The 24457-nt window shown below is 73.3% G+C and carries 23 protein-coding genes; 14 read left to right on the top strand and 9 right to left on the bottom strand.

What is annotated here, in order from left to right; translation table 11 throughout:
* Window positions 1-19 precede the first annotated feature (19 nt).
* Both ACFPLC_RS35260 and ACFPLC_RS35265 read left to right on the top strand, forming a co-directional pair.
* The gene (locus tag ACFPLC_RS35260) at window positions 20-1042 is read left to right on the top strand and encodes an ABC transporter substrate-binding protein (protein WP_378204923.1); all 1023 of its coding nucleotides are present in this window, start codon (window positions 20-22) and stop codon (window positions 1040-1042) included.
* An 11-nt stretch (window positions 1043-1053) separates the two neighbouring features.
* Entirely contained in the window at window positions 1054-1263 is a 210-nt protein-coding gene (locus ACFPLC_RS35265; RefSeq protein ID WP_191306322.1) for an MbtH family protein, read from the top strand.
* A 256-nt stretch (window positions 1264-1519) separates the two neighbouring features.
* Here the strand turns inward: ACFPLC_RS35265 and ACFPLC_RS35270 are convergent, their stop codons facing one another.
* The 3 genes from ACFPLC_RS35270 to ACFPLC_RS35280 are packed head-to-tail and all read right to left on the bottom strand — an operon-like array spanning window position 1520 to window position 5840.
* Complete coding sequence (locus tag ACFPLC_RS35270; protein ID WP_378204926.1) at window positions 1520-3271, bottom strand: ABC transporter ATP-binding protein; 1752 nt, start codon at window positions 3269-3271, stop codon at window positions 1520-1522.
* Window positions 3268-4938 (bottom strand): ABC transporter ATP-binding protein, encoded by a 1671-nt coding sequence (locus tag ACFPLC_RS35275; protein ID WP_378204929.1) that lies wholly within the window; start codon window positions 4936-4938, stop codon window positions 3268-3270. The genes ACFPLC_RS35270 and ACFPLC_RS35275 overlap by 4 nt, the downstream gene beginning before the upstream one ends.
* Before the next feature lie 53 nt (window positions 4939-4991).
* Entirely contained in the window at window positions 4992-5840 is an 849-nt protein-coding gene (locus ACFPLC_RS35280) for a DMT family protein (protein WP_378204932.1), read from the bottom strand.
* A gap of 45 nt (window positions 5841-5885) precedes the next feature.
* On the opposite strand from ACFPLC_RS35280, the gene ACFPLC_RS35285 reads away from it, so the two are divergent.
* Together ACFPLC_RS35285 and srmL are read left to right on the top strand one after the other, a co-directional pair.
* The gene (locus ACFPLC_RS35285; protein WP_378204935.1) at window positions 5886-6398 is read left to right on the top strand and encodes a DinB family protein; all 513 of its coding nucleotides are present in this window, start codon (window positions 5886-5888) and stop codon (window positions 6396-6398) included.
* A gap of 610 nt (window positions 6399-7008) precedes the next feature.
* Entirely contained in the window at window positions 7009-8130 is a 1122-nt protein-coding gene (srmL, locus tag ACFPLC_RS35290; protein ID WP_378204938.1) for a PheS-related mystery ligase SrmL, read from the top strand.
* Here the strand turns inward: srmL and ACFPLC_RS35295 are convergent.
* Window positions 8099-8710 (bottom strand): dihydrofolate reductase family protein, encoded by a 612-nt coding sequence (locus tag ACFPLC_RS35295; protein WP_378204940.1) that lies wholly within the window; start codon window positions 8708-8710, stop codon window positions 8099-8101. The genes srmL and ACFPLC_RS35295 overlap by 32 nt on opposite strands.
* Window positions 8711-8812: 102 nt before the next feature.
* Here ACFPLC_RS35295 and ACFPLC_RS35300 point away from each other — a divergent pair, with 102 nt between their 5' ends.
* The 6 genes from ACFPLC_RS35300 to ACFPLC_RS35325 all read left to right on the top strand — a co-directional run bounded on the left by ACFPLC_RS35300 (window position 8813) and on the right by ACFPLC_RS35325 (window position 14213).
* Complete coding sequence (locus ACFPLC_RS35300; protein WP_378204943.1) at window positions 8813-9694, top strand: LysR family transcriptional regulator; 882 nt, start codon at window positions 8813-8815, stop codon at window positions 9692-9694.
* Window positions 9695-9704: 10 nt separating this feature from the next.
* Window positions 9705-10415: an MBL fold metallo-hydrolase gene (locus tag ACFPLC_RS35305; protein WP_191306313.1), complete on the top strand. Its 711-nt coding sequence runs from the start codon at window positions 9705-9707 to the stop codon at window positions 10413-10415.
* 124 nt (window positions 10416-10539) lie between these two features.
* The gene (locus tag ACFPLC_RS35310) at window positions 10540-11358 is read left to right on the top strand and encodes an ABC transporter permease (protein WP_378204946.1); all 819 of its coding nucleotides are present in this window, start codon (window positions 10540-10542) and stop codon (window positions 11356-11358) included.
* Entirely contained in the window at window positions 11343-12047 is a 705-nt protein-coding gene (locus ACFPLC_RS35315; protein WP_378204949.1) for an ABC transporter ATP-binding protein, read from the top strand. Before ACFPLC_RS35310 ends, ACFPLC_RS35315 begins: the two co-directional genes overlap by 16 nt.
* Window positions 12034-13044: an ABC transporter substrate-binding protein gene (locus tag ACFPLC_RS35320; RefSeq protein ID WP_378204951.1), complete on the top strand. Its 1011-nt coding sequence runs from the start codon at window positions 12034-12036 to the stop codon at window positions 13042-13044. Before ACFPLC_RS35315 ends, ACFPLC_RS35320 begins: the two co-directional genes overlap by 14 nt.
* Window positions 13041-14213, top strand: coding sequence for an LLM class flavin-dependent oxidoreductase (locus ACFPLC_RS35325; RefSeq protein WP_378204953.1), 1173 nt, complete (start codon window positions 13041-13043; stop codon window positions 14211-14213). Before ACFPLC_RS35320 ends, ACFPLC_RS35325 begins: the two co-directional genes overlap by 4 nt.
* Here the strand turns inward: ACFPLC_RS35325 and ACFPLC_RS35330 are convergent.
* The 5 genes from ACFPLC_RS35330 to ACFPLC_RS35350 form a co-directional block, all read right to left on the bottom strand.
* Window positions 14170-14925: a DJ-1/PfpI family protein gene (locus tag ACFPLC_RS35330; protein WP_378204956.1), complete on the bottom strand. Its 756-nt coding sequence runs from the start codon at window positions 14923-14925 to the stop codon at window positions 14170-14172. The two genes, ACFPLC_RS35325 and ACFPLC_RS35330, sit on opposite strands and share 44 nt — an antisense overlap.
* Entirely contained in the window at window positions 14922-15926 is a 1005-nt protein-coding gene (locus ACFPLC_RS35335; RefSeq protein ID WP_378204959.1) for a GlxA family transcriptional regulator, read from the bottom strand. The genes ACFPLC_RS35330 and ACFPLC_RS35335 overlap by 4 nt, the downstream gene beginning before the upstream one ends.
* Window positions 15927-15936: 10 nt before the next feature.
* On the bottom strand, window positions 15937-18033 hold the full coding sequence (locus tag ACFPLC_RS35340; protein ID WP_378204962.1) for a glycosyl transferase: 2097 nt from the start codon (window positions 18031-18033) through the stop codon (window positions 15937-15939).
* Window positions 18034-18095: 62 nt separating this feature from the next.
* Entirely contained in the window at window positions 18096-18869 is a 774-nt protein-coding gene (locus ACFPLC_RS35345; protein WP_378204965.1) for an IclR family transcriptional regulator, read from the bottom strand.
* Between the two features lie 50 nt (window positions 18870-18919).
* Window positions 18920-19510: a TetR/AcrR family transcriptional regulator gene (locus ACFPLC_RS35350; RefSeq protein WP_378204968.1), complete on the bottom strand. Its 591-nt coding sequence runs from the start codon at window positions 19508-19510 to the stop codon at window positions 18920-18922.
* Between the two features lie 86 nt (window positions 19511-19596).
* On the opposite strand from ACFPLC_RS35350, the gene ACFPLC_RS35355 reads away from it, so the two are divergent.
* From ACFPLC_RS35355 to ACFPLC_RS35370, 4 genes are all read left to right on the top strand, one after another.
* A complete protein-coding gene (locus ACFPLC_RS35355; RefSeq protein ID WP_378204971.1) occupies window positions 19597-20514 on the top strand; it encodes an oxygenase MpaB family protein in 918 nt (305 codons plus the stop codon).
* Window positions 20515-20523: 9 nt separating this feature from the next.
* Window positions 20524-21549, top strand: coding sequence for an LLM class F420-dependent oxidoreductase (locus ACFPLC_RS35360; protein WP_378204974.1), 1026 nt, complete (start codon window positions 20524-20526; stop codon window positions 21547-21549).
* A 118-nt stretch (window positions 21550-21667) separates the two neighbouring features.
* The gene (locus tag ACFPLC_RS35365) at window positions 21668-22981 is read left to right on the top strand and encodes an MFS transporter (RefSeq protein ID WP_378204977.1); all 1314 of its coding nucleotides are present in this window, start codon (window positions 21668-21670) and stop codon (window positions 22979-22981) included.
* A complete protein-coding gene (locus ACFPLC_RS35370; protein WP_378204980.1) occupies window positions 22968-24386 on the top strand; it encodes a pyridoxal phosphate-dependent decarboxylase family protein in 1419 nt (472 codons plus the stop codon). The genes ACFPLC_RS35365 and ACFPLC_RS35370 overlap by 14 nt, the downstream gene beginning before the upstream one ends.
* Window positions 24387-24457 lie beyond the last annotated feature (71 nt).

Raw genomic sequence — 24457 nt, forward strand, 5'->3', positions numbered from 1 at the left:
ACCCCTGCGAGAGGTGCTCATGTCCGTGTTCCCAGCCGCCGGGCTCAGCCGGCGTGGATTCCTGATCGGGGCGGGTGGCCTCGCCGCCGCCGCGGCCCTCACCGCCTGCGGCAGCGGTGACAAGCCGTCGAGCGGTGCCGCGGGCGGCCCGTGGGAGTTCACCGACGACCGCGGTCAGAAGGCCTCGCGCGACCAGCGTCCGGCGCGGGTGGTGGCCTACGCCAGCTCGGCCGCGGCGCTCTGGGACTACGGCGTCCGCCCGGTCGGCGTGTTCGGCCCGCAGAAGACCGCCGACGGCGGCAAGGAAATCCAGGCCGGCAACATCGACCTGAACGCGGTCACCTCCATCGGCAACGCCTGGGACGACTTCAGCATGGAGAAGTTCGCCGCGCTCAAGCCGGACCTGGTCGTCACCGGCCTGACCGGCACCAAGCCGACGGACATGTGGGTGCTCACCGACGACCTCGGCCCCAAGGTGCAGCAGGTCGCGCCGATCGTCGCGCTTTCGGAGTACAAGGTCACGCTGCCCAAGGTGATCGAGCGGTACTCGCAGCTGGCCGTCGCCCTGGGCGGCGACGCGAACTCGGCGACCATGAAGCAGGCCAAGGCGGACTTCGAGAAGGCGTCCGAGGACCTGCGCGCGGCGGCGAAGGAGAAGGCCGGTCTCAAGGTCCTCGTGTTGTACGGCGACAAGGACGGCCTCTACATCGCGAAGCCGGACTTCTTCGCGGATCTCGCGTACTACCGCGAGCTCGGCCTGGACATCGTCTCCGGCGGCGGCAGCGAGGACTACTGGGAGCAGCTGTCCTGGGAGCAGGCGGGCAAGTACCCGGCCGACCTGATCCTGACCGACTCGCGTTCGTACGCGCTGCCGCGGGCCCAGATGACGCAGTTCCCGACCTGGAACCAGCTGCCCGCGGTCAAGGCGAACCAGCTGGGCGACTGGTCGGCCGAGCCGCGGTTCAACCACCTGCTCGCCACGCCGGTTATCCAGAAGCTGACCGCGCTGGTGAAGGGTGCCCGCACGGACATCACCGCCTGAGGAGGCCCGCCGTGACCAACCCGTTCGAAGACCCGTCCGCGACGTACCTGGTGCTGGTGAACGCCGAGAACCAGCACAGCCTGTGGCCGGAGTTCGCGGACGTCCCGGCCGGCTGGACGGTCGCCTTCGGCCCGTCGTCCCGCCAGGAGTGCCTGGACCACGTGGAAGCGAACTGGACGGACATGCGCCCGAAGTCCCTGGCCGACGCCATGGACGCCTGACCTTTTTCCCGCACGGCACGCCGGAAGCCAAGCGGCTCCCGGCGTGTCGTCTTTCCCGCCACGCGTGATGCCTCCCCAATCACGCGAGAAGCCCCTCCAGTCACGTGAGTTGCCCCCTCAATCACGCGAGTTCCGGGCCGGATCACCCGACTTTCGTGTACCTGGCCGGACGACTCGCGTACCCGGAGGGTCGGTTCGTGTGATCGGAGGGGCATCTCGTGTGATCAGAGGGGCATCAGGCGTGACTGGAGGGGTATCAGGCGCGCTGGCCGGACCACGCCTCCCAGAGCTTCGAGTACCGGCCACCGGCGGCGACCAGCTCGTCGTGGGTGCCGGACTCCACCACCGCGCCCGCGTCGAGGACCACGATCCGGTCGGACGCCGCGGCCTGCGTCAAGCGGTGGGCCACCACCAGGGCCGTTCGTCCTTCGAGGGCCGCCGCGGCCGCCGCTTCCAGGACCTTCGAGCCCGCGCTGCCCGCTTCCGCCGTGGCCTCGTCGAGGATCGCGATCGGCGGGTCGGCCAGCACCAGCCGGACCAGGGCCAGCTGCTGCGCCTGCGTCACCGTCAGCTGGTGACCGCCTTCGCCGACGACCGTCGCCAGCCCGTCGGGCAGCGACGAAACCCACGTCAACGCCCCCACCTTGGCCAGCGCCGCCCGCAGTTCGGCGTCGGTCGCCGACGGGCGGGCGAGCCGCAGGTCCTCGGCCAGCGGCCCCGCGAAGACGTGGACCTCCTGGCTGATCAGCCCCACCGTCCGGCGGACGGCTTCGGGCCCCAGCTCCTCCAACGGCACGCCGCCGAGCGTGACCGATCCCGCGTCCGGCCGGTGGATGCCGGCGATCAGCTTGGCCAGCGTCGTCTTCCCGGCCCCGCTTGCGCCGACCAGTGCCACCCGTTCGCCGGGGGCGACCCCCAGGTCGACGTCGCGCAGCACCGGGTGACCGTCCACATAGGAGTACCCGAGTCCGGCCGTCTTCACCGACGCGTCCGCCGGCCGTGACGGCTGCGAAGGCGACGCTTCGGCCGGCAGGTCGGCGACACCGATCAGCCGCGCGAGGCTGGCCGCGGCCGCCTGCGCGTCGTCGACCAGCGCCAGCGCCGTCATGATCGGCCCGAACAGGCTGTGGAAGTACAGCGCCGCCGCCGTCGCGACGCCGACCGTCACCGCGTCCGCGCCCACCAGCACGAACCCGAGCGCCAGCATCGCCGCCAGCCCGACGAACTCCGCCGCGTTGAGCCGCGAGTAGAACCGCGTCACCAGGCGGATGCCCTGCAGCGCCAGCGAAACGGCCGCGTCGGACCGCTGCCGCACCCGCTCCAGGTGGGGGCCCGAGAGCCCGAACGCCCGGACCGTCTTCGCGCCGCCGATGGTGTCGAGCAGCTGCTGCTGTTGCGCCCCGACCGCCTCTCGCTGGGCGGCGTACAACGGCTTGGCGCGCGGCACGTACCAGCGCACGGTCCACAGCTGGATCGGCACGGCCAGCAGAGCGGCCAGCAGGAACCGCCAGTCCAGCACGGCCAGCGCGCCGAACGTCAGCACCACCGTCAGCACCGAGCGCCCCAGCTCGGGCAGCGCCTGCCGGACGCCCTCGGCGACCACCGAGACATCGTTCGTCACGCGGGCGGTGAGGTCGCCGGACCCGGCGCGTTCCAGCTGTTCGAGCGGCAGCCCGAGCGCGCGTTCGATGAAGCGCTCGCGCAGCTCGGCCAGGATCGTCTCGCCCAGGCGCGCGACCAGCGACACGCCGATCGCCGTCGCCACCGCCTGCGCCACCGCGACGAGCACGAGGCCCACGATCGGCGTGACCAGCTCGGCCGCCGGGCGGCGGGTGGCGACCAGGTCGACGACCCGGCCGAGCAGGGGCGCGGTCAGCAGGCCGATCGCGGTGGCCGCGACGAGCGCGGTGAACGCGGCCGCGGCGCGGCCTTTCGCCCGGCCGACGAGCTCGCCGACGACGGCGCGGATCCGGCGGCCGCCGGCCACGGGGAGCAGTTCGCGGGTCATGACAGCACCGCCGCTCGGTAGTCGGGACGGCCGGCCAGCTCGGCGTGACTGCCCTCGCCCGCGACGCGCCCGTCGTCGAGGAGGACGACGCGGTCGGTGGCCGCCAGCAGCGCCGGGCTGGTGGTGACGAGGATCGTGGTGCGGCCGCGCCGCAGTGCGGCGAGCCCCGCGGCGATCCGGGCCTCGGTGACCGTGTCGACGGCGGTCGTCGGGTCGTGCAGCACCAGCACCGGCGCGTCGGCGGCGAGCGCCCGGGCGAGTGCGACCCGCTGCCGCTGCCCGCCCGACAGCGACCGGCCGCGTTCGCTGACCGGGGTCGCGACACCGTCGGGTAGCGCGCTCGCCACCTCGTCGACGGCGGCCGCGGTCAGCGCCTCGGCCGTCTTCGGCCCGGTGGCCACGTTCTCGGCCACCGTCCCGGCGAACAGGTCGGCGTCGTGCGCGGCGACCAGCACCACTTCGCGGACGTGCCGCGGATCCACAGTGGACAGATCGACCGAGTCGACCGACACGGTGCCGCTCGCCGGATCGGCGGCGCGGCCCAGGCAGTCGAGCAGGTCCGTCGCCGCGGCCGGATCGGTGGCCACCACGCCGAGCAGCTCACCCGGCCGTGCTTCGAACGCGACGTCACGCAGGACGCCGCGGCTGAGCGCGGACAGCTTGACGTGCCCGGCGACCGGAACCGGCAGCATCGCGTCCCCGGTGCCGACGGCCGGGGCGGCGTTCAGCACGTCGGCGATGCGCCCGGCCGACGCCCGGCCCTGCGCGAGCTCGCCGTTGACCCACGAGAAGAGCGTGAACGGCGTGATCAGGTACTGCGCGAGGCCGACCGCGGCGACCAGGTCACCGACGCTGATTTCGCCCGCCGCGGCGAGGTCGCCGCCGACCAGCGCGACCAGGGCGATGAAGACGCCGGTGAGCGCGAGCAGCGCGCCGTTGTGCCAGGCCTGGGCGCGGGCCGCGCGCAGCGTCGCCCGCAGCGAGTCCTGGCTGGTGCGCCGGTAGCGGTCGACGGCGGCGCGTTCGGCGCCGACGCCCTTCAGCACGCGCAGCCCGGCGACGAGATCGGTGGCGACCCCGGAAGCGAACGCCGACCGCTCCTGCTCGGCCTCGCTGCGGCGCTCGAGGGGCTTCCCGATCAAGTGCGCCAGGTAGAGCATCGGCGGCGTGCCGAGCAGCACGAGCAACCCGAGCGGCAGTGACATGGTGAGCAGCGCCACGGCGCTGACCAGCAGCCCGGCCAGGCCGGCGACGCCGAAGGGGAGGACGCTGTTGACGATGCCGACGCGCTTGGCGTCGGACGTCCCGATGCTCACCAGCTCGCCGGCGAGCGTGCCGGAGTCGGCGACGCCGCCGGGATCCAGGACCCGGCGGGCGATGTCGATGCGCAGGCCGTGGGCCGCGCGTTCGGCGGCGCGCTCGCCGAAGCGGGCGCCGAGGCGGTAGCTGTTCGACAGCGCGGCGAAGAGCACGCCCAGCACCGCCAGCCAGACCACGAGCGTGCCCACCGAGCCGCCGGCGACGGCCTGGTCGATGACCACGCCGATCACCACCGGGACCAGCGCTTCGCCGCCTTGGTGGCTCGCGGCCAGCAAGGCGGCGAGCGCCACCGGTCGTCGTTGCCCGGCGATCGACCGGCGGAGGACCTGCCGTCCCGTGGTGCTCACCCGCGCCTCCCTCTCCAGAGCTGAGGAAGGTAAGGCTAGTCTAAGTAAAGGAGTCAGGGGAACACGGTCGGCTTCGGGTCGGTCGCCGGTTCGCCGAACCGCGCCAGCGCGAGCGCGGCCACCACGGCGAGGACGAATCCGGCGAGGGCGACGAGCGCGAAGCCGGGCCGGGTGCGGTCGCCGAGGACCAGCACACCGATCAGTGAAGGGAACACCGTCTCGCCGAGGACCATCATCGCGGTCGCGGTGGTGACGCTCCCGCGCTGCAACGCCGTCGCGTAGAACAGCATCGCCATCCCGCCCGCGACCGCGACGGTGTAGGTCGCCGGGTCGGTGAGCAGGTCGAGCGGCGCGAGGCTGGGGATGATCCGCCCGGCGATGGCGACGACGCCGAAGCACAGCCCGGCGACGAGCCCGAGCGCCGGCGTCCGGATCCGGCGGCTCGCCTTGCCGGCGGCGATCCCGGCCACGGCGAGGACGGCGACCGCGCCGATCAGGCCGAGTCGGAAGCCGAGCCCGACGGGATCGGAGCCCTCGCTTTCGGCGGCGGCGCCGAGCAGCGCGAGCCCGGCGCAGACGACCCCGACCGCGGCCCACTCCCGCCGGCCGAGCCGCACACCGAGGAACCGTGCGCAGACGGCGGTCACGGCGAGGCTGGCGGCGAGCGCGGCCTGGACGACGAACAGGGGCAGCACGTGCAGGGCCGCGATCTGCGCGACGAACCCGAGGACGTCCAGCGCCAGCCCGAGCACGAACTTCCCCTGGCCGAGCACGCGGACCAGCAGCTTCGGGTCGACGCCCGCCGCACCGGTGTCCGTGGCCCGCGCGGCGACCGACTGCATCACCGAAGCCACCCCGTACGCGCAGGCCGCGCCCAGGGCGCAGAGCAGTCCCCACCACATGCCGGTCACTCTATTTTGTCGGACCCGCGGGGTACGGTACCGGGCATGTCGAACACGAGTTCGAAGACGCACCGCCAGTGGCCCGCGCCCCTGGCGTCCGACGAGCTGCGTCTCCTCCTGGATTTCCTGCAGTTCCTGCGCGCGACGGCGGTCAACAAGCTGGCGGGGCTGACGATCGCGCAGGCGGTGGCGACACCGCTGCCGGCTTCGCCGCGGATGAGCGCGCTGGGGGTGGTGAAGCACCTCACGGCGGTGGAGCGCTGGTGGCTGTCGATCGAGGCGGGCGGCGCGGACCTGCCGTCGCTGTGGGCGGGCACCCCGGACCCGAGCTGGGACATCGCGCCGCACGACACCCCGGCCTCGGTGGTGGCGGCGTACAAGGCGGAGTGGGCCCGGGTCGACAAGGCCCTGCGCGGACTGAGCCCCGACGACCGCACCCGCCGGCGGTCCGAGTTCACCGTCCGCTGGGTGGTCACCCACGTGGTCCAGGAGACGGCGCGGCACGTCGGACACCTGGACGTGCTGCGCGAGCTGGCCGACGGGGAGGTGGGCGAGTAACGCGACGGTGAGGTGGTGGCGGCGGGTGGGCAAGGGGGAGGGGGAAGGGAAAGGTCCGCGCAGTCGGGTTTTCGGCATCGGCCCGATGCGGTGGCTGGCAGCCACGGCTTGGGCGGCTTTGCGGTGCGGTGGCGGGCGGTTGCGATGTCGTGAATGACTCATTCCTTACCTCCGACGCCAGGAATGAGTCATTCACGGCATCGGCCGCGCCTTCCGGTGGCCGGGTGGGTAGCCACGGGTTGGGGCGGCTTTGCGATGCGGTGGCGGGCGGTTGCGATGTCGTGAATGACTCATTCCTTACCTCCGACGCCAGGAATGAGTCATTCACGGCATCGGCCGCACCCTCCGACGGCCAGCCCGGCAGCCAGGGCCCGCTGCGGCGACCTCCGAGAGAGCCGTGCCCGGGAAGGCCGGAAAACCGGATGACAAGCGCCGTTACCCTGGATCCGTGGCCGTCGTCGCGGAAGCCCGCCGATTTACCGGCCCCCTGGCCCTTCCCAGCCAGCGGGGTTCCGGTGTCATGTCCACAGTCGACACCGCCTGAACCTCACCGGACGCCCGGGCCAGGGGGGAACCGCCCCGAAACCCACCCCCGCCCGGAGGTTCCGCCATGCCCGCCACCCTCACCCCCGCCCAGCTCGCCCGCGACCTCGCCGTCCGCGATCTCACCGATCCCGCCGCCGGGCCGCACGCCGTCCAGCTCGTCGTCGACCAAGCCGTCGAAGCCCTCGCCGGCCTGTGGTCGTGTGCGGTCCGGCGGCACCCCGGCGAGCGCGTCGTCACCGTCGCCGACAACTACGACCACCTCGGCTACGACCCCGCCGACGTCACGCGCGACGCCCGCTACACCCGGTACGTCGACGCCGGGCACGTCCTGCGCAGCCACTCCACCGCGATGATCCCCGCGGCCCTGCGCGCGCTCGCCGCGAACCCCGCCGACGACGTGCTGCTCGTCTGTCCCGGCCTCGTCTACCGCCGCGACAGCATCGACCGGCTGCACAGCGGCACCCCGCACCAGCTCGACCTCTGGCGGATCGTCCGCGGGACCGTCACCCGCGCCGACCTCGAGGACATGGTCGCCGCCCTCGTGCCGAACCGGGAATGGCGGCTCGAACCGCGCCGCCATCCGTACACTGTGGACGGTGCGCAGCTCGACGTCCGGCACGACGGGCGCTGGGTCGAGGTCGCCGAGTGCGGGCTCGCCTCCCCGGCCGTCCTCGCGCGGGCCGGACTCGGGAACGGCTGGTCCGGCCTGGCGCTCGGCATGGGCCTCGACCGGATGGTCATGCTGCGCAAGGGCATCCCCGACATCCGGCTGCTGCGCTCCACCGAGCCGGCCGTCGCCGCCCAGCTGACCGACCTCGCGCCCTACCGGCCGGTCTCCGCCCTGCCGCCGGTCCGGCGCGACCTCTCGATCGCCGTCGACGCCGACGACCGGGCCGAGGACCTCGGCGACCGGGTCCGGGAGGCCCTGGGCGAAGACGTCGTCGAGTCGGTCGAAATCCTGCAGGAGACGCCGTACGCCCGGCTGCCGGCGCAGGCCCGGGCCCGGCTCGGAGCGACGCCGGACCAGAAGAACCTGCTCGTCCGCCTGGTCCTCCGGCCCCTGGACCGGACGCTGTCCGATCACGAGGCGAACGTCCTGCGGGACCGGGCCTATGCCGCCCTGCACCGGGGGAGCGTCCACCACTGGGCCGGGCTCACCGGACCACGCGGTACCGCAGGTGCGTGACCGAAGCCGTGGCCCGCGCGTCGATCTGCTCGAGGTCCACCGGCGGGACACCGTCGAACAGCCGGACGCCGCCGCCGAGCGTGTACGGCGCCACGTGCAGCCGCACCTCGTCGATCAAGCCGGCGGCGAGGTACTGGTTGACGGTGCTCGGGCCGCCGTGGACGGAGATCCCGCCGTCGCCCGCCGCCTCGCGGGCGCGGGCCATCGCGGCCTCGATGCCGTCGGTGACGAAGTGGAACGTGGTGCCGCCCGCCATCGGCTGCGGCTCGCGCGGGTGGTGGGTGAGCACGAAGACCGGCCCGTGGTACGGCGGATTGTCGCCCCACCAGCCCGTCCACGGCCGGTCCCACTCGCCGCGCACCGGGCCGAACATGTTGCGCCCCATGATGAACGCCTTGGCCGTCATCATCCGGTCGAACTCGGCGGGGTGTTGGTCGCGGCCTTCGCCGTACCAGGCGTGCAGCTTGTCGCCCCAGCCGTCACCGCCGTCGTCGCCGAACGGGCGCTGTTCGGTCTGGTGGTGCCCGGCTGCGTACCCGTCGAGGGTGATCGTGAGGTCGCAGGTCACCGTGCCGGTCATGGTCGTCTCCTCCTCGTCGGCTGTTGCGAGGTCCAGGATGGACCGGACAAGACATGACGTCCAATGCCAACCGAGCCGACAACCCATTGATATTCTCGATGAATGCTGAACCTGGTCCAGCTCAAGGTCCTGGCGGCGGTCGCGCGGCACGGGTCGGTGACCGAGGCGGCGCGGGAACTCCACTACTCACAGCCGTCGGTGAGCCACCACCTGGCCCGCCTGGAAGCGGCCACCGGCGCCCGGCTCGTGCAGCGGGCCGGCCGCGGGATCCGCCTGACGCCGGAAGGCCGCCTGCTGGCGGACCGCGCCGCCGAAATCGCCGGCCGCGTGGACGCGGCGGCCGAAGAGCTGGCCGCGCAGGTCGGCCTGCGGGCCGGGCGCGTCCGGCTGGGCGCCAACGCCTCCGCGCTGAGCACCCTCGTGCCGAAAGCGGCGGCGTCGCTGGCCCAGGCGCACCCGGCACTCGAGCTGAGCCTGGTCGACCGGCATCCCGTCGAAGCGCTGGACATGCTGCGCCGCGGCGAACTCGACGTCGCGCTCGTGTTCCAGCACGCCGGCGCCCCGCTCGAGGGTGACGGCTTCCGGTTCCGCCACCTCGCCGACGACCCGATCCACCTGATCAGCCGGCAGCCGGGCGCCGTCCTGGCCGACCACCGCGACTCGGCCTGGATCGGCGGCTGCCCCCGGTGCCGCGAGGAGCTCACTGCCATCTGCGCCGAGGCGGGTTTCCGCCCGCGCCTCGGCTCGTTCAGCGACGACATGGTCGTCGTGCAGTCCCTGGTCGCGGCCGGCCTGGGGGTCGCGACCCTGCCCGGGCTCGCGCTGGAAGCCCATCGCCACCCCGGCATCCACGCGACCGAGCTCCCCGGCGCCCACCGCCGCATCCAAGCGGCCACCTACGGCGACCCACCGGACCCGCCCGCGGTCGCCGCCGTCCTGGCCGCCCTCACCCGGGCCGCCGCGCCGGGGCCGAGCGGACCGTAGGGTGTCCGGCATGACTGATCGGCTCTACTTCCGGCAGCTGCTCGCCGGGCGTGACTTCGCCGTCGGGGATCCCGTCGCGACGCAGATGGTGAACTTCGCCTACCTGATCGGCGACCGCGAGACCGGCGACGCCGTCATCGTCGACCCGGCCTACGCCGTGCGGGATCTGCTCGACGTCCTCGCGCAGGACGGGATGCGGCTCACCGGCGTTCTGGCCACCCACCACCACCCCGACCACGTCGGCGGGGAGATGCTCGGCTTCTCGCTGCCCGGCATCGCCGAGCTCCTCGCCGTCGAACAGGTGCCGATCCACGTCAACGGCGCCGAGACCGAATGGGTCAAGCGGGTCACCGGTGTCTCCGGCACCGACCTGCGCGCCCACGACCACGACGACGTCCTCGAGGTCGGGGCCATCCCGATCCGGCTGCTGCACACGCCCGGGCACACGCCGGGCAGCCAGTGCTTCCTCGTCGAGGACAAGCTCGTCTCCGGCGACACGCTCTTCCTGGAAGGCTGTGGCCGCACCGACTTCCCGGGCGGGGACGCCGAAGAGATCTACCGCAGCCTGCAGGCACTCGCGGGCCTGCCCGGCGATCCGGTCGTCTACCCCGGGCACCAGTACTCGGCCGAGCCGTCGGCCGCGCTGTCCGAAGTCAAGCGCTCCAATTTCGTCTACCGGCCGCGGTCGCTCGACGAATGGAAGGTCATGTTCGGCGGCTGAGCCAAGTAGTTCCACGGGGTGAAACACGGGGCGTTCACGGAGTGGGCGCGGATTGACTTCGCTTCCCACTCCCCGGAAGGTCGGGACCACCCATCCCGAACGTCCCCGTCCCCGGGAGAAATCCGTGTCGATTTCCACCACGGGCGTGCTCACCCGCGCCCGGAAACGCGCCGTCGAGCCGCCGCGCCGAACAGCCAGGCGGCTCGATCTGCGGCGCTGGATCAGCCCGGTCGTGCTGCTCGCCGCCTGGCAGATCGCCAGCGCCACCGGCGTGCTGCCGCCCGACAAGCTCAGTGCGCCGTGGACGGTCGTGCAGGCCGGCCTCGAAGCCGCACGCAGCGGCGAACTCGGTGACGCCTTCGCCGTCTCACTCGGCCGGGTCGGCGCCGGTTTCGCGCTCGGCGCCGCCGCCGGCGTCCTGCTCGGCATCGTCTCCGGGCTGTCGCGCTGGGGCGAAGCCCTCGTCGACCCGCCGGTGCAGATGCTGCGCACACTGCCGTTCCTCGGCCTGATCCCGCTGTTCATCCTGTGGTTCGGCATCGGCGAAGAGACGAAGATCGTGCTGGTCGCCCTCGGCGTGGCGTTCCCGCTCTACCTCAACGTCCACTCGGGAATCCGCGGCGCCGACCCGGCGCTGGTCGAGGCCTCGCGGGCGCTCGGGTTCAGCCGCGCGGAACGGCTCTGGCACGTCGTCCTGCCCGGCGCGCTGCCGCAGGCGCTCGTCGGGCTGCGGCAGTCGCTCGGCCTCGCCTGGCTCGCGCTGATCGTCGGCGAGACGGTCAACGCCGACGCCGGTGTCGGCTACCTCATCAACAACGCCCGCGAATTCCTGCGCACCGACGTCGTGGTCGTCGGACTGGTCCTGTACGCCCTGCTCGGCCTGGTCACCGACGCGCTGGTCCGGCTGCTCGAACGGAAGGTGCTGCGGTGGCGAACCCGGTAGCCGAGGTCCGCGGCCTGACCAAGCGGTTCGGCGACCGGACCGTCCTCGACGGACTCGAGCTGACCGTCGGACGCGGCGAATTCGTCGCCCTGCTCGGCCGCAGCGGGTCCGGCAAGTCGACGCTGCTGCGGGTGCTCGCGGGCCTCGACGACGACGTCGACGGCCGCGCCGAAGTCACCGGCACCGTCTCGGTCGCGTTCCAGCAGCCGAGACTGCTGCCGTGGCGGAAGGTCTGGCGCAACGTCGTCCTCGGCCTGCGCCAGGACGGCGTCGCGAAGTCCCGCAACCGCGCGCTGGCCGAGAAAGCGCTGGCCGAAGTGCACCTGGCCGAGCACGCCGACGACTGGCCGCTCACGCTGTCCGGCGGCGAGGCCCAGCGCGTGTCGCTGGCCCGCGCGCTGGTCCGCGAACCCGACCTGCTGCTGCTCGACGAACCGTTCGGCGCCCTCGACGCGCTGACCCGGATTTCCATGCACGGCCTGGTGCAGGACCTCTGGCGGCGGCACCGGCCGGGCGTGCTGCTGGTGACCCACGACGTCGACGAAGCCCTGCGGCTCGCCGACCGCGTCCTGGTGCTCGACGGCGGCCGGATCGTGGCCGCGCACCGGCCGCGCGAAGCCGACGACCACGACAACCTCCGCCGTCGCGTGCTGGCCGACCTGGGAGTGACCGAAGATGCTGTGGCGTAAGGGAATCATCGCGGTCGCGGCGGTCCTCGCCGTGTCCGCGTGCGGGACCGAGAGCGGGGACGGCCCCGCGGCCGTGCCGGCCGCGGTCAGTGCGGCCGACCTCGCGAAGGTGACGCTCAAGGTGGGCGACCAGAAGGGCGGCGTCAAGTCCCTGCTCACCGCGGCGAGCCTGCTGCAAGGGACGCCGTACCGGATCGAATGGGCGACGTTCACGTCGGGGCCGCCGCTGCTCGAGGCCGCCTCGGCGGGCGCGATCGACGCCGGGCGCGTCGGCAACACGCCGCCGATCTTCGCGGCCGCCGCGAAGGCGAAGATCAAGGTGATCAGCGTGTCGCGCAGCAACGTCGAGCGGGAGGCCGTCCTCGTCCCGCCGGACTCGCCGCTGCGCGACGTCGCTTCCCTCAAGGGAAAGACGATCGGCGTCGCCAAGGGCACCTCGGCGCACGGGCAGCTGCTGAACACGCTGCACAACAACGGACTGTCCACGAAGGACGTCAAGCTGAGCTTCCTGCAGCCGTCGGAGGCCTACGCGGCGTTCACGCAGCACACCATCGACGCCTGGGCGATCTGGGACCCCTACACCGCGCAGGCGCAGATCGAGGCGCACGCGCGGGTGCTGGCCGACGGCCGGGGCGCGTCCAACGGCCTGGGCTTCCTCACCGCGAGCACCGCCGCGCTCGGCGATCCGGGCAAGAACTCGGCGCTGCGCGACTTCGCGGTGCGCGTGGTCAAGGCGCAGAAGTGGGCCGACACGCACCGCGAGGAGTGGGCGCAGGCGTGGGCCAAGGAGACCGGGCTGAAGCTCGAAGTCGCGCAGAAGGCCGTCGAGGCGGGCCGTGACCTGCCGATCGTGCTGGACGACGCCGTGGTGGCGTCCGAACAGCAGCTCGCGGACGCCTTCACCGACGAGAAGACTTTGCCGGGCAAGGTGGACTTCGCCGCCTTCGTCGACCGGCGGTTCGGTCCCGACCTGGACCAGGCGAGGAGCAACGGATGAGCATCAGGCTGCACTGGTTCCTGCCCACCAGCGGCGACGGCCGCACGATCGTGGAACGCTTCCACGCCAACCGGTCCGCGGGCCCGGCCGCCCAGCGCGACCCGGACCTCGACTACCTCGCCCAGGTCGCTCGCGCGGCCGAGCGCCAGGGCTTCGAAGGAGTCCTGACGCCGACCGGCACGTGGTGCGAGGACGCGTGGCTCACCACGGCCGCCCTGATCCGGGAGACGACCCGGCTGAAGTTCCTGGTCGCGTTCCGCCCCGGCGTCATCTCGCCGACGCTGGCCGCGCAGATGGCCGGGACCTTCCAACGGCTGTCCGGCGGCCGCGTGCTGCTCAACATCGTCACCGGCGGCGACGCGGTGGAGCAGCGCCGCTTCGGCGACTGGCACGACCACGACGCCCGGTACGCCCGCACCGACGAGTTCCTGACGATCGTGCGCGGGGTCTGGTCCGGTGAGCCGTTCAGCTTCGCCGGCGAGCACCTGCGGGTCGAAGGCGCGACGACCCTCGCCGCGCCGGACCCGGTGCCGCCGATCTACTTCGGCGGCTCGTCACCGGCCGCGCTGCCGGTCGCGGCCCGGCACGCCGACGTCTACCTGACCTGGGGCGAGCCGCCCGCGCAGGTCGCGGAGAAGATCGGTAAGGTCCGCGAGCTGGCCGGCGACCGGCTGATCCGGTTCGGCGTCCGGCTGCACACGATCTCGCGCGACACCTCGGCCGAGGCCTGGGCCGAGGCGCAGAAACTGCTCGACGCGCTGAGCCCCGAGCAGGTCGCGAAGGCCCAGGCCCAGCTGGCCGCGAGCGAGTCGGTGGGGCAGCAGCGGATGGTCGCGCTGCACGGCGGCCGGACCGACGGCGGCGTCCGCGGGCTGGAGATCCACCCGAACCTCTGGGCGGGCGTCGGCCTGGTCCGCGGCGGCGCGGGCACCGCGCTGGTCGGCAGCCACGAAGAGGTCGCGGACCTGATCGAGGAGTACCACGACGTCGGCGTGAGCGAGTTCGTGCTGTCGGGCTACCCGCACCTGGAGGAGGCGTACTGGTTCGGCGACGGCGTGCGGCCGGAACTGGCCCGGCGCGGCCTGCTGGCCGGCGTCCCGGCGCTGCCCCGGCCGGCGCCGGGCGCTACACCTGTGATTCGGCGAGCAGCCGCAGCGCCAGTTCCTTGAGCTGCGGGCTCGCCGTCGCCGCGTCGCCCGCGTCGAACGGCGGCTGCGGGTCGTACTCCACGGCCAGCTGGACCGCCCGGGCGGCCTCGGCGCCGGCGAGCTCGCTCGCCAGGAACAGCGCCAGGTCGATGCCCGCGGAAACGCCCGCCGCGGTGATCACCTTGCCCACCCGGACGTACCGCTCGGGCACGTACTCGACGCCGAAGGTGGCCTCCAGGTAGGGCGCCGCGGCCCAGTAGGTCGTGGCCCGCTCGCGCAGCAGGCCCGCCGAGCCGAGGACCAGGGCGCCGGTGCACACCGACGTCGTCCAGGTCGTGTGGCGGTCGATGCGGCGGATCCAGTCGAGCAGCACCGGGTTGTTCATCGCGGCGACCGTGCCGCGGTTGCCCGCGCCGGGCACCAGCAGCACGTCGAGCCGGTCCACTTCGGACACCGCGCGGTCGGCGAAGACGGCCGTGCGGCCGGTGTCGGTGCGCACCGGGCCGCGGTGCTCGCCGATCATGGTGACCGTCGCGCCCGGGAGCCGGGACAGCAGTTCCGCCGGACCGGTCGGGTCGAGCAGGCTGAAGCCGTCGTAGAGCAGGATGCCGATCCGCGGGCCGGGACGGCCGGTCGCGGCGGCCGCGGTGCCGGTGGCGGCCGGGAGCGCCAGCGCGGCGGCCGCGGCCAGCCCGCCGAGCACCGTCCGGCGGGTCGTCTGTGTGGTGGTCATGCCCCCGGAGTCTGGACGGCCGCCGCGCCCGGGGGCCGGGGCATGTCCGTCATCCTGCGAAGCGTGTCCCCGGTGACGCCGAAGTGGTCGAGGAACGCCTGCCGCAGGGTCTCGGCCGAGCCGAACCCGCACCGGCGGGCGACGGCGGCCATCGGCAGTTCGCTGCCGCGCACGAGGTACGCGGCGGCTTCGGTGCGCACGGCACGGACCGCGCGGGCCGGGGTGGTGCCGACGTGGGTGGCGAACAGCCGGGTCAGGTGCCGCGCCGTCACCCCCGCCCTGGCCGCCAGCGCCGGCGGGCTCAGGTCCTCGGCCAGGTGGCCGGCGATGTACCCGAGCAGGTCCCGCACGACCCCGTTCCCCGGCGCGGGCGCGGCGAGGAACATGCTGATCTGCGCCTGGTCCGCCGGGCGGTGCAGGTAGGTCACGAGCTCACGGGCGACTTCCCGGGCCAGCGTCGGGCCGTGGTCGGCTTCGACGAGCGCGAGGGTCAGGTCGAGCGCGCTGGTGACCCCGGCCGAGGTGTAGACGTTGCCGTCGCGCAGGTACAGCGGGGCCGGATCGACCGTCACGGCGGGGAAGGCGGCCGCGAGCAGCTCGCCGTAGCCCCAGTGCGTGGTGACCCGCCGCCCGTCGAGCAGCCCGGCCGCGGCGAGCACGAACGTGCCCGTGCACACCGACGCGATCCGGCGGCTGCGCCCGGCCAGCCGGCGGATCTGGGCCAGCAGCGGCTCGTCGAGGACGGCCGCGCGCGTCCCGGCCCCGCCGACGACCATCAGCGTGTCCAGCGGCCCGGTGATCGCGGCGAGCCGCCGGGCCCCGGCGAGCACGATCCCCGCCGAGCTGCGCGCACCCTGCCCGGACACGGTGGCCAGCTCGACGCGGTACCGCGGCGTGGCGCCGTGCGAGTTCGCCAGCTCGAGCGCACCGCTCGGGCAGGCGACGTCGAGGATCTGAACCTGATCGTAGGCGGCGATGACGACCCGCCGTTCCTGCCCCATGCCCCGGAATCTACCGGGTCCGGGGCAGCAGCCCGGGCGGCGCGAACAGCGGGTAGGTGACGAGCACGCCGCCCGCGGTGCGGACGACCGACGCGGGGCGGAAGAGGTCGCGCTGGCCGGTGTAGAAGGCGGTGGTGCCGTCTTCGCCGCCGGTGAGCAGCACCCGGCGGCGCGGCTGCCCGGCGGCGTCCTCGCCGGGGATTTCGGGGAAGGACGCGACGTCGACGGGCTGGACGGCGGCGAGCGCGGCGAGGGTCGCGATGAGCCGCGGATCGGCGCACCCGTCCCGCAGCACACCGGCGGCTTCGGGGGACAGGGTCATCCGGGCCGAGGCCGCCAGTGCTTGGCCGGCGTGGGCCCGGGCGGGGGTTTCCGGCGGCGCGGCGGGATCGGGCGGGGGCAGGCCGAGGCGCCAGACGGTGACCCCCGTGTCACCGGAGCCGAAGACGGCGGTGGGGCCGGCGCCGGTGAAGGCGCTGTCCAGGGCGGGGTACTGGTTCCGGAGGGGGATCTCGTCGCTGCCGAAGACGGCCCACTCGGCGGGCGGGCAGGCGACGGAACAGCTCGCGGGCGGAGCGAGCAGGCCGGTCGGCCAGCCGGTGTCGGCGAGTTCGGCCCAGGCGGCGTCGTCGACGAGGAGACGGGAGCCGGAAGCGTTGCCGTGCAACCAATCCCGGGCGGCGGAAAGGGGGCCGCCGCGATCGACGGTGGGGCGGAGGGCGGGGTAGCCGGCGCTCCAGCTGAGGCTGAACGCGGTGAGAACGGCGGCGGCGCCGAGGAGGGGCACGGTCCGGAGGCGGCGGGTTGCGCGGCCGGGGAAAGGCACGGGGGTGGGCCGGGTTGCGGTTCGGCCGGGCCGGGGTGTGTCGCGGGGGAGCGTGGGGGGCTGGCGGTGGGCGGTGCAGGCGGGCTCGGCCGGTGAAGCCTCGGTTTCCTGTTGGCGTTGTGCGGGGAAGGTTTGCGGAGTCGTGGGGTGGGTGGCGTCGGCCGGTGGAGTTTCGGTTTCCTGTTGGCGTCGCGCGGGGAAGGGGCGCGGAGTGGCGGGGTGGATGGCGCGGGCCGGTGGAGTCTCGGCCTCCTCTTGACCCTGCGCGGGGAAGGGTTGCGGAACGGCGAAGCGGCTGCGCGGCCGGCCTGCGCTGCCGTGGCGGGGCAGGCGCCGCCGCCGGAACGCCGCCTGGGCCGCTCCGGCCAGCAGCAGCGGGGTCACCGGCACCAGCAGCGCCAGCACCGCCGTCGCCGGCACGCCCGGCACCAGCAGCGCCGCCGCGAGCAGCAAGCCCGTCAGCGCCACCGGCCGCATCGCCGGCACGCCGAGCGCGGCGGCCAAGGCGACCGCCGACAGCGCCACCCACACCGGATCCAGGGCCGCCCAGTCGGTCACCGACGGGCGGGTCGCCGCGGCCAGGTGCGGGCGGAGCACCCCTGCCGCCGGGCCGAACGCGAGGCCCAGCCCCAGGTTCAGCACCACCGCCACCAGCGCCGCCCGCACCGGTGCCCGGCGCGCCAGCAGCCAGCCCGCCGCGGGCAGGAAGAACAGCGCCAGCGGCGAGGTGAGCACCGCCGCCAGCAGGCACACCGCCGCCGCGAGGTCGTGGCGGATGCGGGGGCGCCGGCGGGTGATCAGGACCAGCGCCCCCAGCGACCACGCGGCCGCCAGGTGCTCCACGACGACCAGCCGCTGCAGCCCGAGCGCCAGCGGCGAGGCCGCGAGGACCAGCACTGCCGCGGCCGAGGCCCAGCGGTTCAGGCCCAGGCGGCGCGCCAGGAACCACGACAGCACCACGCCGGCGAGCGCGGCGAGCAGCACGGTTTCGCGGACTGCGGCCAGCGCCGTGGCCGAGCGGCCGAACGCGTCCGAGACCATCGTCGCCGCCGCCAGCTGGAGCCAGCCGAAGGGGCTCGCCCCGGCCCCGCCCGCGTCGGTGAACGAAGTCAGGTTGCCCAGCGCGTAGACGTGGGCGACGGTCGCCGCCTCCGCGGGCAGGGCCGGCCAGGGCGCGGCGAGGCAGAGCACCCGCAGCCCGCCGGCCAGCGCCAGCAGCGCGAGCACGATGTCGAGCGACAGCAACCGGTGCGCGGCGGAAACCGGGCGGTGCTGGACCATTGCACGGACTGTAGCGGGTCCTCACCGTCCCGCCGAGTGCAGGGATCCCTTGCCCGGCAAGATTATCTCCGGTCGCCGGAGAGTGTCCGGGTCAGCGCGAGCGCCACCGTCCGGACGGCCGGGGCGACCCGTTCGGTCCGCATCCGGTTGGCCCAGCCGGAGATCGACACCGCCGCCACCGCGACGCCGCCGGCGTCGAGCAGCGGGCTGGCCGCGCACACCACGCCGACCCCGGATTCCTCGCGCTCCAACGCGATCCCGTCCTCCCGGACGCGGGTGAGCTGACGGCGGAGCAGCCCGGGTGCGGTGATCGTCCGCGCGCTCATCCGCGGCAGGCCGGCGTCGATCACCTGGTTCACCACGGATTCCGGCGAGAACGCCAGGATCGCCTTGCCGACGCCGGTGGCGTGCGCCGGGAACCGGCCGCCGATGCGGGAGGGCAGCGTCGGCGCGTCCGGACCGCGCAGCACGTCGAGGTACACCACTTCGGTGCCTTCGAGGATCGCCAGGTGGACCGTATTACGGGTGGCCTCGCGCAGGTCGGCCAGGTACGGTCGGGCCGCCTCGACCAGCCCGCGCCGCGGCGAGGCGAGCTGGCCGATCTCGAACAGGCGCAGGCCGAGCCGCACCGCGCCGGTCTCGCGTTCGAGCAGGCCGGTCTCGGTCAGGTGCCCGACGAGCCGGTGCACGGTCGTCTTCGCCAGCCCGGTCCGGCGGGCCAGCTCCGAGACGCCGAGGACCTCGTCACCCGGCCGGAAGGCCTCCAGGAGCGCGGCCAGCCGGGCCGCGACGAGGCCGTCGCCGCTCACGCCGTCGTTCCGCCCAGCGGTACGCATGGGTTGAGTGTGCCCGATCGGCAGGGCGAGTGTCAGCAGCGGAGGTGAGGTCAGTGGCCGTCGGCGCCGAGGACGAGTTTCACGCAGTGCGCGACGAGCCGCTCGCGCGAGACCTTCAGCGACCCGTCGAGGTAGGCGATGAACACGTTGCTCAGCGCGCCGACCAGCCCGACGGCGACCATCCGCCGTTCGGTCTCGTCGCCGTGGGACAGCTGCTCGCCGACGAGCGCGGCGAACACCGGCAGCAGGTGCAGGCCGCGGCGGGTCAGCGCGGGGTCGGTCAGCGGGGCCAGCAGCAGGACCCGGCCCTTGCGGGGGTCGTCGACGATCAGCTCGACGAACGCACGCACGGCGTGCTCGGCCCGCGAGACGGGCGTGGGCGCGTCCCGCACCGCGTCGACGAGGGACTGCCGCGCCTCTTCGCCGACGTGCTCGTACACGGCCGCGACGAGCTCTTCGCGGTCGGCGAAGCTTTCGTAGAAGTAGCGCTCGGTCAGCTTCGCGTGCCGGCACACCGCGCGGACGCTCGTCCCGGCCGAGCCTTCGGTGCCCAGCAGTTCCAGGCCGGCGGCCACGAGCTGCCCGCGCCGGAGCGCCTTCCGGTCGTCCAGCGTCGTGCCCGCCCACGTGCGGCCCGGCATGGCGACTCCTCGGTTGACTACAACTGTTGTCAGATCCTAGCCTGACAACAGCCGTAGTCAGTTCCGGACTCGACGAGGAGCCGCCGATGACGCCCCAGCCGCTGGGTCCCGACTCGCTGACGTGGAGGTACTTCGGCGACTGGCGCGGCCTGCTCATCGGCCTCTGGGCCGGATCCATGCAGAACATGCACCCGGGCCTCGGCGCGGGCGTCGAGCAGCACTCGCGGTTCTTCGAAGAGCGCTGGCAGCGGCTGTTCCGCTCGCTCTACCCGATCGGCGGCGTGGTCTACGACGGCCCGCGCGCCCACGCGACCGCCCTCGAGGTCCGCGGCTACCACGATCGCATCAAGGGGGTCGACACGCGGGGCCGCCGCTACCACGCGCTCGACCCCGGCACGTTCTACTGGGCGCACGCGACGTTCTTCGTCAGCACGATCCTCATCGCCGACCACTTCATGGGCGGCATCGGCGAAGCCGGGAAGCGGCAGCTGTTCGACGAGCACGTCCGGTGGTGGCGGATGTACGACATGAGCATGCGGCCGGTGCCGGAGAGCTGGGAGGACTTCCAGCGCTACTGGAAGCACATGTGCACCGACGTCCTCGAGGACAACAAGGCCACCCGGGACGTCCTGGACATCCGCGGGCTCGGCAAGCCGCCGTTCCTGCCGTGGCTGCCGGACGCGCTGTGGCGGCCGGTCCAGCGGGTGATCGCGCGCAACTTCGTCTGGCTGACGATCGGCTTGTACGACCGCGAGGTCCGCGACCTGCTCGGCTTCCGCTGGACCGAGCGCGACGCCCGCCGGCACCGGCGGTTCGGGAAGCTCATCAACGCCGCCTTCAAGCTCGTCCCGCACGACCGCCGCTACCACCCGCGCGCCCGCGCCGGGTGGCGCCGCGAGCGCGGGGAGGTGGCCGCGGACGCGCCGTTGGTCGAAACTCCACCCAGGAACCTTCCCCCGCTGTCCGAGCGGGGCAAGCCCGAGCACTACGCGCCGAACGTCTAGGAGGCATTCGTGAAGCTGGGATTCCACGTCGGGTACTGGCAGAGCGGCCCGACCCCGGGTGCGCTGGAAGCCGTCCTCAAGGCCGAGGAGCTCGGCTTCGACTCGGTGTGGACGGCGGAGGCGTACGGCTCGGACGCGTTCACGCCGCTGGCCTGGTACGGCGCTTCGACCAGCCGGATCCGGCTCGGCACGAACATCGTCCAGATGGCCGCCCGGACCCCGACGGCGACGGCGATGAGCGCGCTGACCCTCGACCACCTCTCCGGCGGCCGGATGGTGCTCGGGCTCGGCGCGTCCGGCCCGCAGGTCGTCGAGGGCTGGTACGGCCAGCCGTACCCGAAGCCACTGGCCCGGACGCGCGAGTACATCGACATCGTCCGGCAGGTGATCGCCCGCGAGGCGCCGGTGACCCTGGACGGCGAGCACTTCCAGCTGCCCTACAAGGGCGGCGCCGGGCTCGGCAAGCCGCTTAAGCCGACGGTGCACCCGCTGCGCAAGGACATCCCCATCCACCTGGCGGCCGAAGGCCCCAAGAACGTCGCCCTCGCGGCGGAGATCGCCGACGGCTGGCTGCCGCTGTTCTTCTCGCCCAAGAGCAACGACTTCTACAAGGCCGCCCTCGAAGAGGGCTTCTCGCGGCCGGGCGCGCGGCACACCTTCGACACGTTCGAGGTCCCGTGCTCGCTGCCGGTGATCGTGCACGACGACGTCGAGGAGGCGGCGAGCTGGATCAAGCCGTCGCTGGCGTTGTACATCGGCGGGATGGGCGCGAAAAGCGTCAACTTCCACCACGACGTGTACGCGCGGCTCGGCTACGGCGACGTCGCCGACCGCGTCCAGGAGCTCTTCCTCGCCGGCCGCAAGGAGGAGGCGGCCGCGGCGATCCCGACGTCGCTGGTGGAGGACACCTCGCTGATCGGGCCGGCGGAGAAGATCCGCGACGAGCTGAAGGCCTGGGAGGACACCGTGGTCACGCAGCTGCTCCTGCGCGGGGACGCCGCGACGCTGGAGAAGATCGCCCGCGCACTGGGCTGACCGGCGGGTCGCTCCGTGCGCCAGGTCACGACGATGGCACGATTCCCCTCGACCCCTACCGGGTGTCCGCCGAGATCGAATACTCATGCGGGCACCCGGTACGCCTTCGAGGAGGACCATGGCGACGCTGTCCGGCCGGACGAGGTTCCGCTATTCGCTCGGCTCGTTCGTCACCGGGTCCTTCGGCACGGTCCCCGGCCTGGTGCTGGTGAAGTACCTGACCGACACGATGGCCGTGCCCGCGGGCTGGGCGGCGGCGATCGTGTTCGTGCCCAAGGCCTGGGACGTGCTGTTCAACCCGATCGCGGGCCGGCTGTCCGACGCCGACCTGATCAAGACCGGCAGCCGCCGCCGGTTCCTGCTGATCGGCGGCATCGGCGTGGCGATCCTGTTCGCCGCGATGTTCGCCCACCCCGGGTTCGGCGGCCCGCTGCCGGACGCGCTGTACGTGGCGATCACGTTCGCCGCCTGCGCCACGGCGTACGCGCTGTTCCAGGTGCCGTTCAACGCGCTGCCCGCCGAGCTGACCGAGTCGGCGACCGAGCGCACGAAGCTCACCAGCGTCCGCATCGGCGTGCTCGCCGTGACGATCCTGGTCTGCGGCGGCGGCGCCCCGGCCATCACCGCCGGGATCGAGGGGGTCGCCGGCTACCGGATCATGGCCGTGGTGATCGGGCTGATCGTGCTGGCCGCGACGCTGCTGGTCTACTTCGGGCTCAAGGACGCGCCGGTCGGCTCGCTGCGGCCGAACACGGTGAACCTGAAGGAACTCGTCCGCACGCTGGCCGGCTGGCGGCCGTTCCGCTGGCTGCTCGGCACGTACTTCATCCAGGCACTCGGCATCGGCACGGTGCTCGCCGCGATCCCGTTCTTCGCCCAGCGCATCCTCGGCGACGACGCCTACGGCACCGTCCTGTTCGTCATCTTCGTCGGCCCGGCGCTGATCACCATGCCGCTGTGGCCGCGGCTGGGCGACCGGGTCGGCAAGCTCAACGGCTTCCGCCTGGCGACGGCGGCGTTCGCGATCGGGCTGCTGGGGCTCGTGTTCGCCCAGTCGATCCCGCTGGTCGTCTCGTTCGTCTTCGTGGCGCTGTGCGGTGTCGGCTACGCCGGGATTTCGGTGTTCCCGCTGGCGATCCTGCCCGACCTGATCACCGCCGAGGAGGAGCGCACCGGCGAGACCCGCGCCGGGATCGCGGCGGGGGTGTGGACCGCGGGGGAGACCCTGGGGCTGGCCTTCGGCGGCGGGCTCTGGGCGCTGATCCTCGCGTTCGGCGGGTACGTCTCGAGCACCGACGCGACGGCCTTCCAGCCGCACAGCGCGATCGTGGCGATCCTGGTCGGGTCGTCGATCATCCCCGGCGTGCTGATCGCGCTGGCCCTGCCGCTGCTGCGGCGCAAGGTGCTGGAGCCGCGCCATGAACCCGCCTGAGGACGTCCTGGCGGCGCTGCGGGAGCTGCGGGCGGGCGATCTGCCGACGCACGGCGGCCGGACCCTGGCCTACGTCTACGACAGCGGCCTGTCCGAAGTGGACTCCCTGGGGGCGGCGGCGCACGCGCTGGCGTCGTCGGCCAACGGCCTCGACCCGACGGCGTTCCCCAGCCTGCTGCGCATGGAGAACGACCTCGTCTCCGCGGCCTCCGCGCTGCTCGGTTCGGTGCCCGGCGTGGTCGGCTCGGTGACGTCCGGCGGCACGGAGTCGTGTCTGCTGGCGGTGCTCGCCGCGCGCGACGCGAACCCCTCGATCGCGTCGCCGTCCCTGGTGCTCCCGACGACCGCGCACGCGGCGTTCCACAAGGCGGCGCACCTGTTCGGGCTGCGGCGGATCGACGTGCCGGTCGACCCGGTGACCTTCCGCGCCGACCCCGAGGCGATGGCCGCGGCGATCGACGACTCGACGGTCCTGGTCGTGGCGAGCGCGCCCTCGTACGCCCACGGCGTGCTCGACCCGATCGCTTCGATCGCGGCTGCGGCTCTCGAGCGCGGCGTCCGGATGCACGTCGACGCCTGCATCGGCGGCTGGGTGCTGCCGTACTTCGCGCAGCTCGGCGCGGACGTCCCGCCGTTCGACTTCCGCGTCCCCGGCGTCACGAGCATCTCGGTGGACCTGCACAAGTACGCGTACTGCCCGAAGGGGACGTCGGTGCTGCTGCACGCCTCGGCGGAGCTGCGGCGCACGCACCACTTCGCGAGCGCGGCCTGGCCGGGCTACACGATGCTGAACACGACGATCCAGAGCACCCGCTCCGGCGGGCCCCTCGCCGCGGCGTGGGCGGTGGTGAACCACCTGGGTTCCGAGGGCTACCTGAAGCTGGCCGCCGCCGCGCGCGAGGCCGTGTCCCGCATCCGTTCCGGCATCGAGGAGCTGCCCGGCCTGCGGGTGCTGGGCGATCCGGTGTCGACGTTGATCGCGTTCACCGGCGACGACGGTTTCGACCTGTTCACGGTAGCCGACGAGATGAAGACGCGCGGCTGGTACGTCCAGCCGCAGTTCGCTTTTGAGTCGTCCCCGGTCAACCTCCACCTGACGGTGACGGCGGCCAACCACGGCAGCGAGAAGGAGTTCCTGGCCGACCTCGCGGCTTCGGTCGACGCGGCCCGCGCTTCCGGCCCGGTGGTCGTCGACCCGGCCGTGGCGGAGTTCGTCGCGGCCCTCGACCCGGCGACGCTGACCTCGGAGCAGTTCGCGGGCCTACTCGCCGCGGCCGGTTTGGGCTCCGGCGCGGGCCTCCCGGAGCGGATGGCCCCGATCAACGCGCTCCTCGCCACGGCACCGGCACCGTTGCGGGAGCGGTTGCTACTCGAATTCCTCGGCGCCCTGTACACCCCCTCGTGAGTGGTAAGGCGGGTTAGAACCCAATGCCGCTTAGCTTAAGTTGATGTTGTGCTGGTCGGTGTGGTGCTTCT

It is taken from the genome of Amycolatopsis plumensis (genome assembly GCF_042652605.1).
Taxonomy (GTDB): Bacteria; Actinomycetota; Actinomycetes; order Mycobacteriales; family Pseudonocardiaceae; genus Amycolatopsis; species Amycolatopsis plumensis.

Coding starts and splice junctions, on each gene's coding strand:
- ACFPLC_RS35320 (WP_378204951.1), top strand. CDS start 12,034: ATGCTGTGGCGTAAGGGAATCATCGCGGTCGCGGCGGTCCTCGCCGTG.
- ACFPLC_RS35300 (WP_378204943.1), top strand. CDS start 8,813: ATGCTGAACCTGGTCCAGCTCAAGGTCCTGGCGGCGGTCGCGCGGCAC.
- ACFPLC_RS35355 (WP_378204971.1), top strand. CDS start 19,597: ATGACGCCCCAGCCGCTGGGTCCCGACTCGCTGACGTGGAGGTACTTC.
- ACFPLC_RS35280 (WP_378204932.1), bottom strand. CDS start 5,840: ATGTGGTGGGGACTGCTCTGCGCCCTGGGCGCGGCCTGCGCGTACGGG.
- ACFPLC_RS35350 (WP_378204968.1), bottom strand. CDS start 19,510: ATGCCGGGCCGCACGTGGGCGGGCACGACGCTGGACGACCGGAAGGCG.
- ACFPLC_RS35260 (WP_378204923.1), top strand. CDS start 20: ATGTCCGTGTTCCCAGCCGCCGGGCTCAGCCGGCGTGGATTCCTGATC.
- ACFPLC_RS35305 (WP_191306313.1), top strand. CDS start 9,705: ATGACTGATCGGCTCTACTTCCGGCAGCTGCTCGCCGGGCGTGACTTC.
- ACFPLC_RS35330 (WP_378204956.1), bottom strand. CDS start 14,925: ATGACCACCACACAGACGACCCGCCGGACGGTGCTCGGCGGGCTGGCC.
- ACFPLC_RS35325 (WP_378204953.1), top strand. CDS start 13,041: ATGAGCATCAGGCTGCACTGGTTCCTGCCCACCAGCGGCGACGGCCGC.
- ACFPLC_RS35365 (WP_378204977.1), top strand. CDS start 21,668: ATGGCGACGCTGTCCGGCCGGACGAGGTTCCGCTATTCGCTCGGCTCG.
- ACFPLC_RS35335 (WP_378204959.1), bottom strand. CDS start 15,926: ATGGGGCAGGAACGGCGGGTCGTCATCGCCGCCTACGATCAGGTTCAG.
- srmL (WP_378204938.1), top strand. CDS start 7,009: ATGCCCGCCACCCTCACCCCCGCCCAGCTCGCCCGCGACCTCGCCGTC.
- ACFPLC_RS35285 (WP_378204935.1), top strand. CDS start 5,886: ATGTCGAACACGAGTTCGAAGACGCACCGCCAGTGGCCCGCGCCCCTG.
- ACFPLC_RS35370 (WP_378204980.1), top strand. CDS start 22,968: ATGAACCCGCCTGAGGACGTCCTGGCGGCGCTGCGGGAGCTGCGGGCG.
- ACFPLC_RS35295 (WP_378204940.1), bottom strand. CDS start 8,710: ATGACCGGCACGGTGACCTGCGACCTCACGATCACCCTCGACGGGTAC.
- ACFPLC_RS35345 (WP_378204965.1), bottom strand. CDS start 18,869: ATGCGTACCGCTGGGCGGAACGACGGCGTGAGCGGCGACGGCCTCGTC.
- ACFPLC_RS35270 (WP_378204926.1), bottom strand. CDS start 3,271: ATGACCCGCGAACTGCTCCCCGTGGCCGGCGGCCGCCGGATCCGCGCC.
- ACFPLC_RS35340 (WP_378204962.1), bottom strand. CDS start 18,033: ATGGTCCAGCACCGCCCGGTTTCCGCCGCGCACCGGTTGCTGTCGCTC.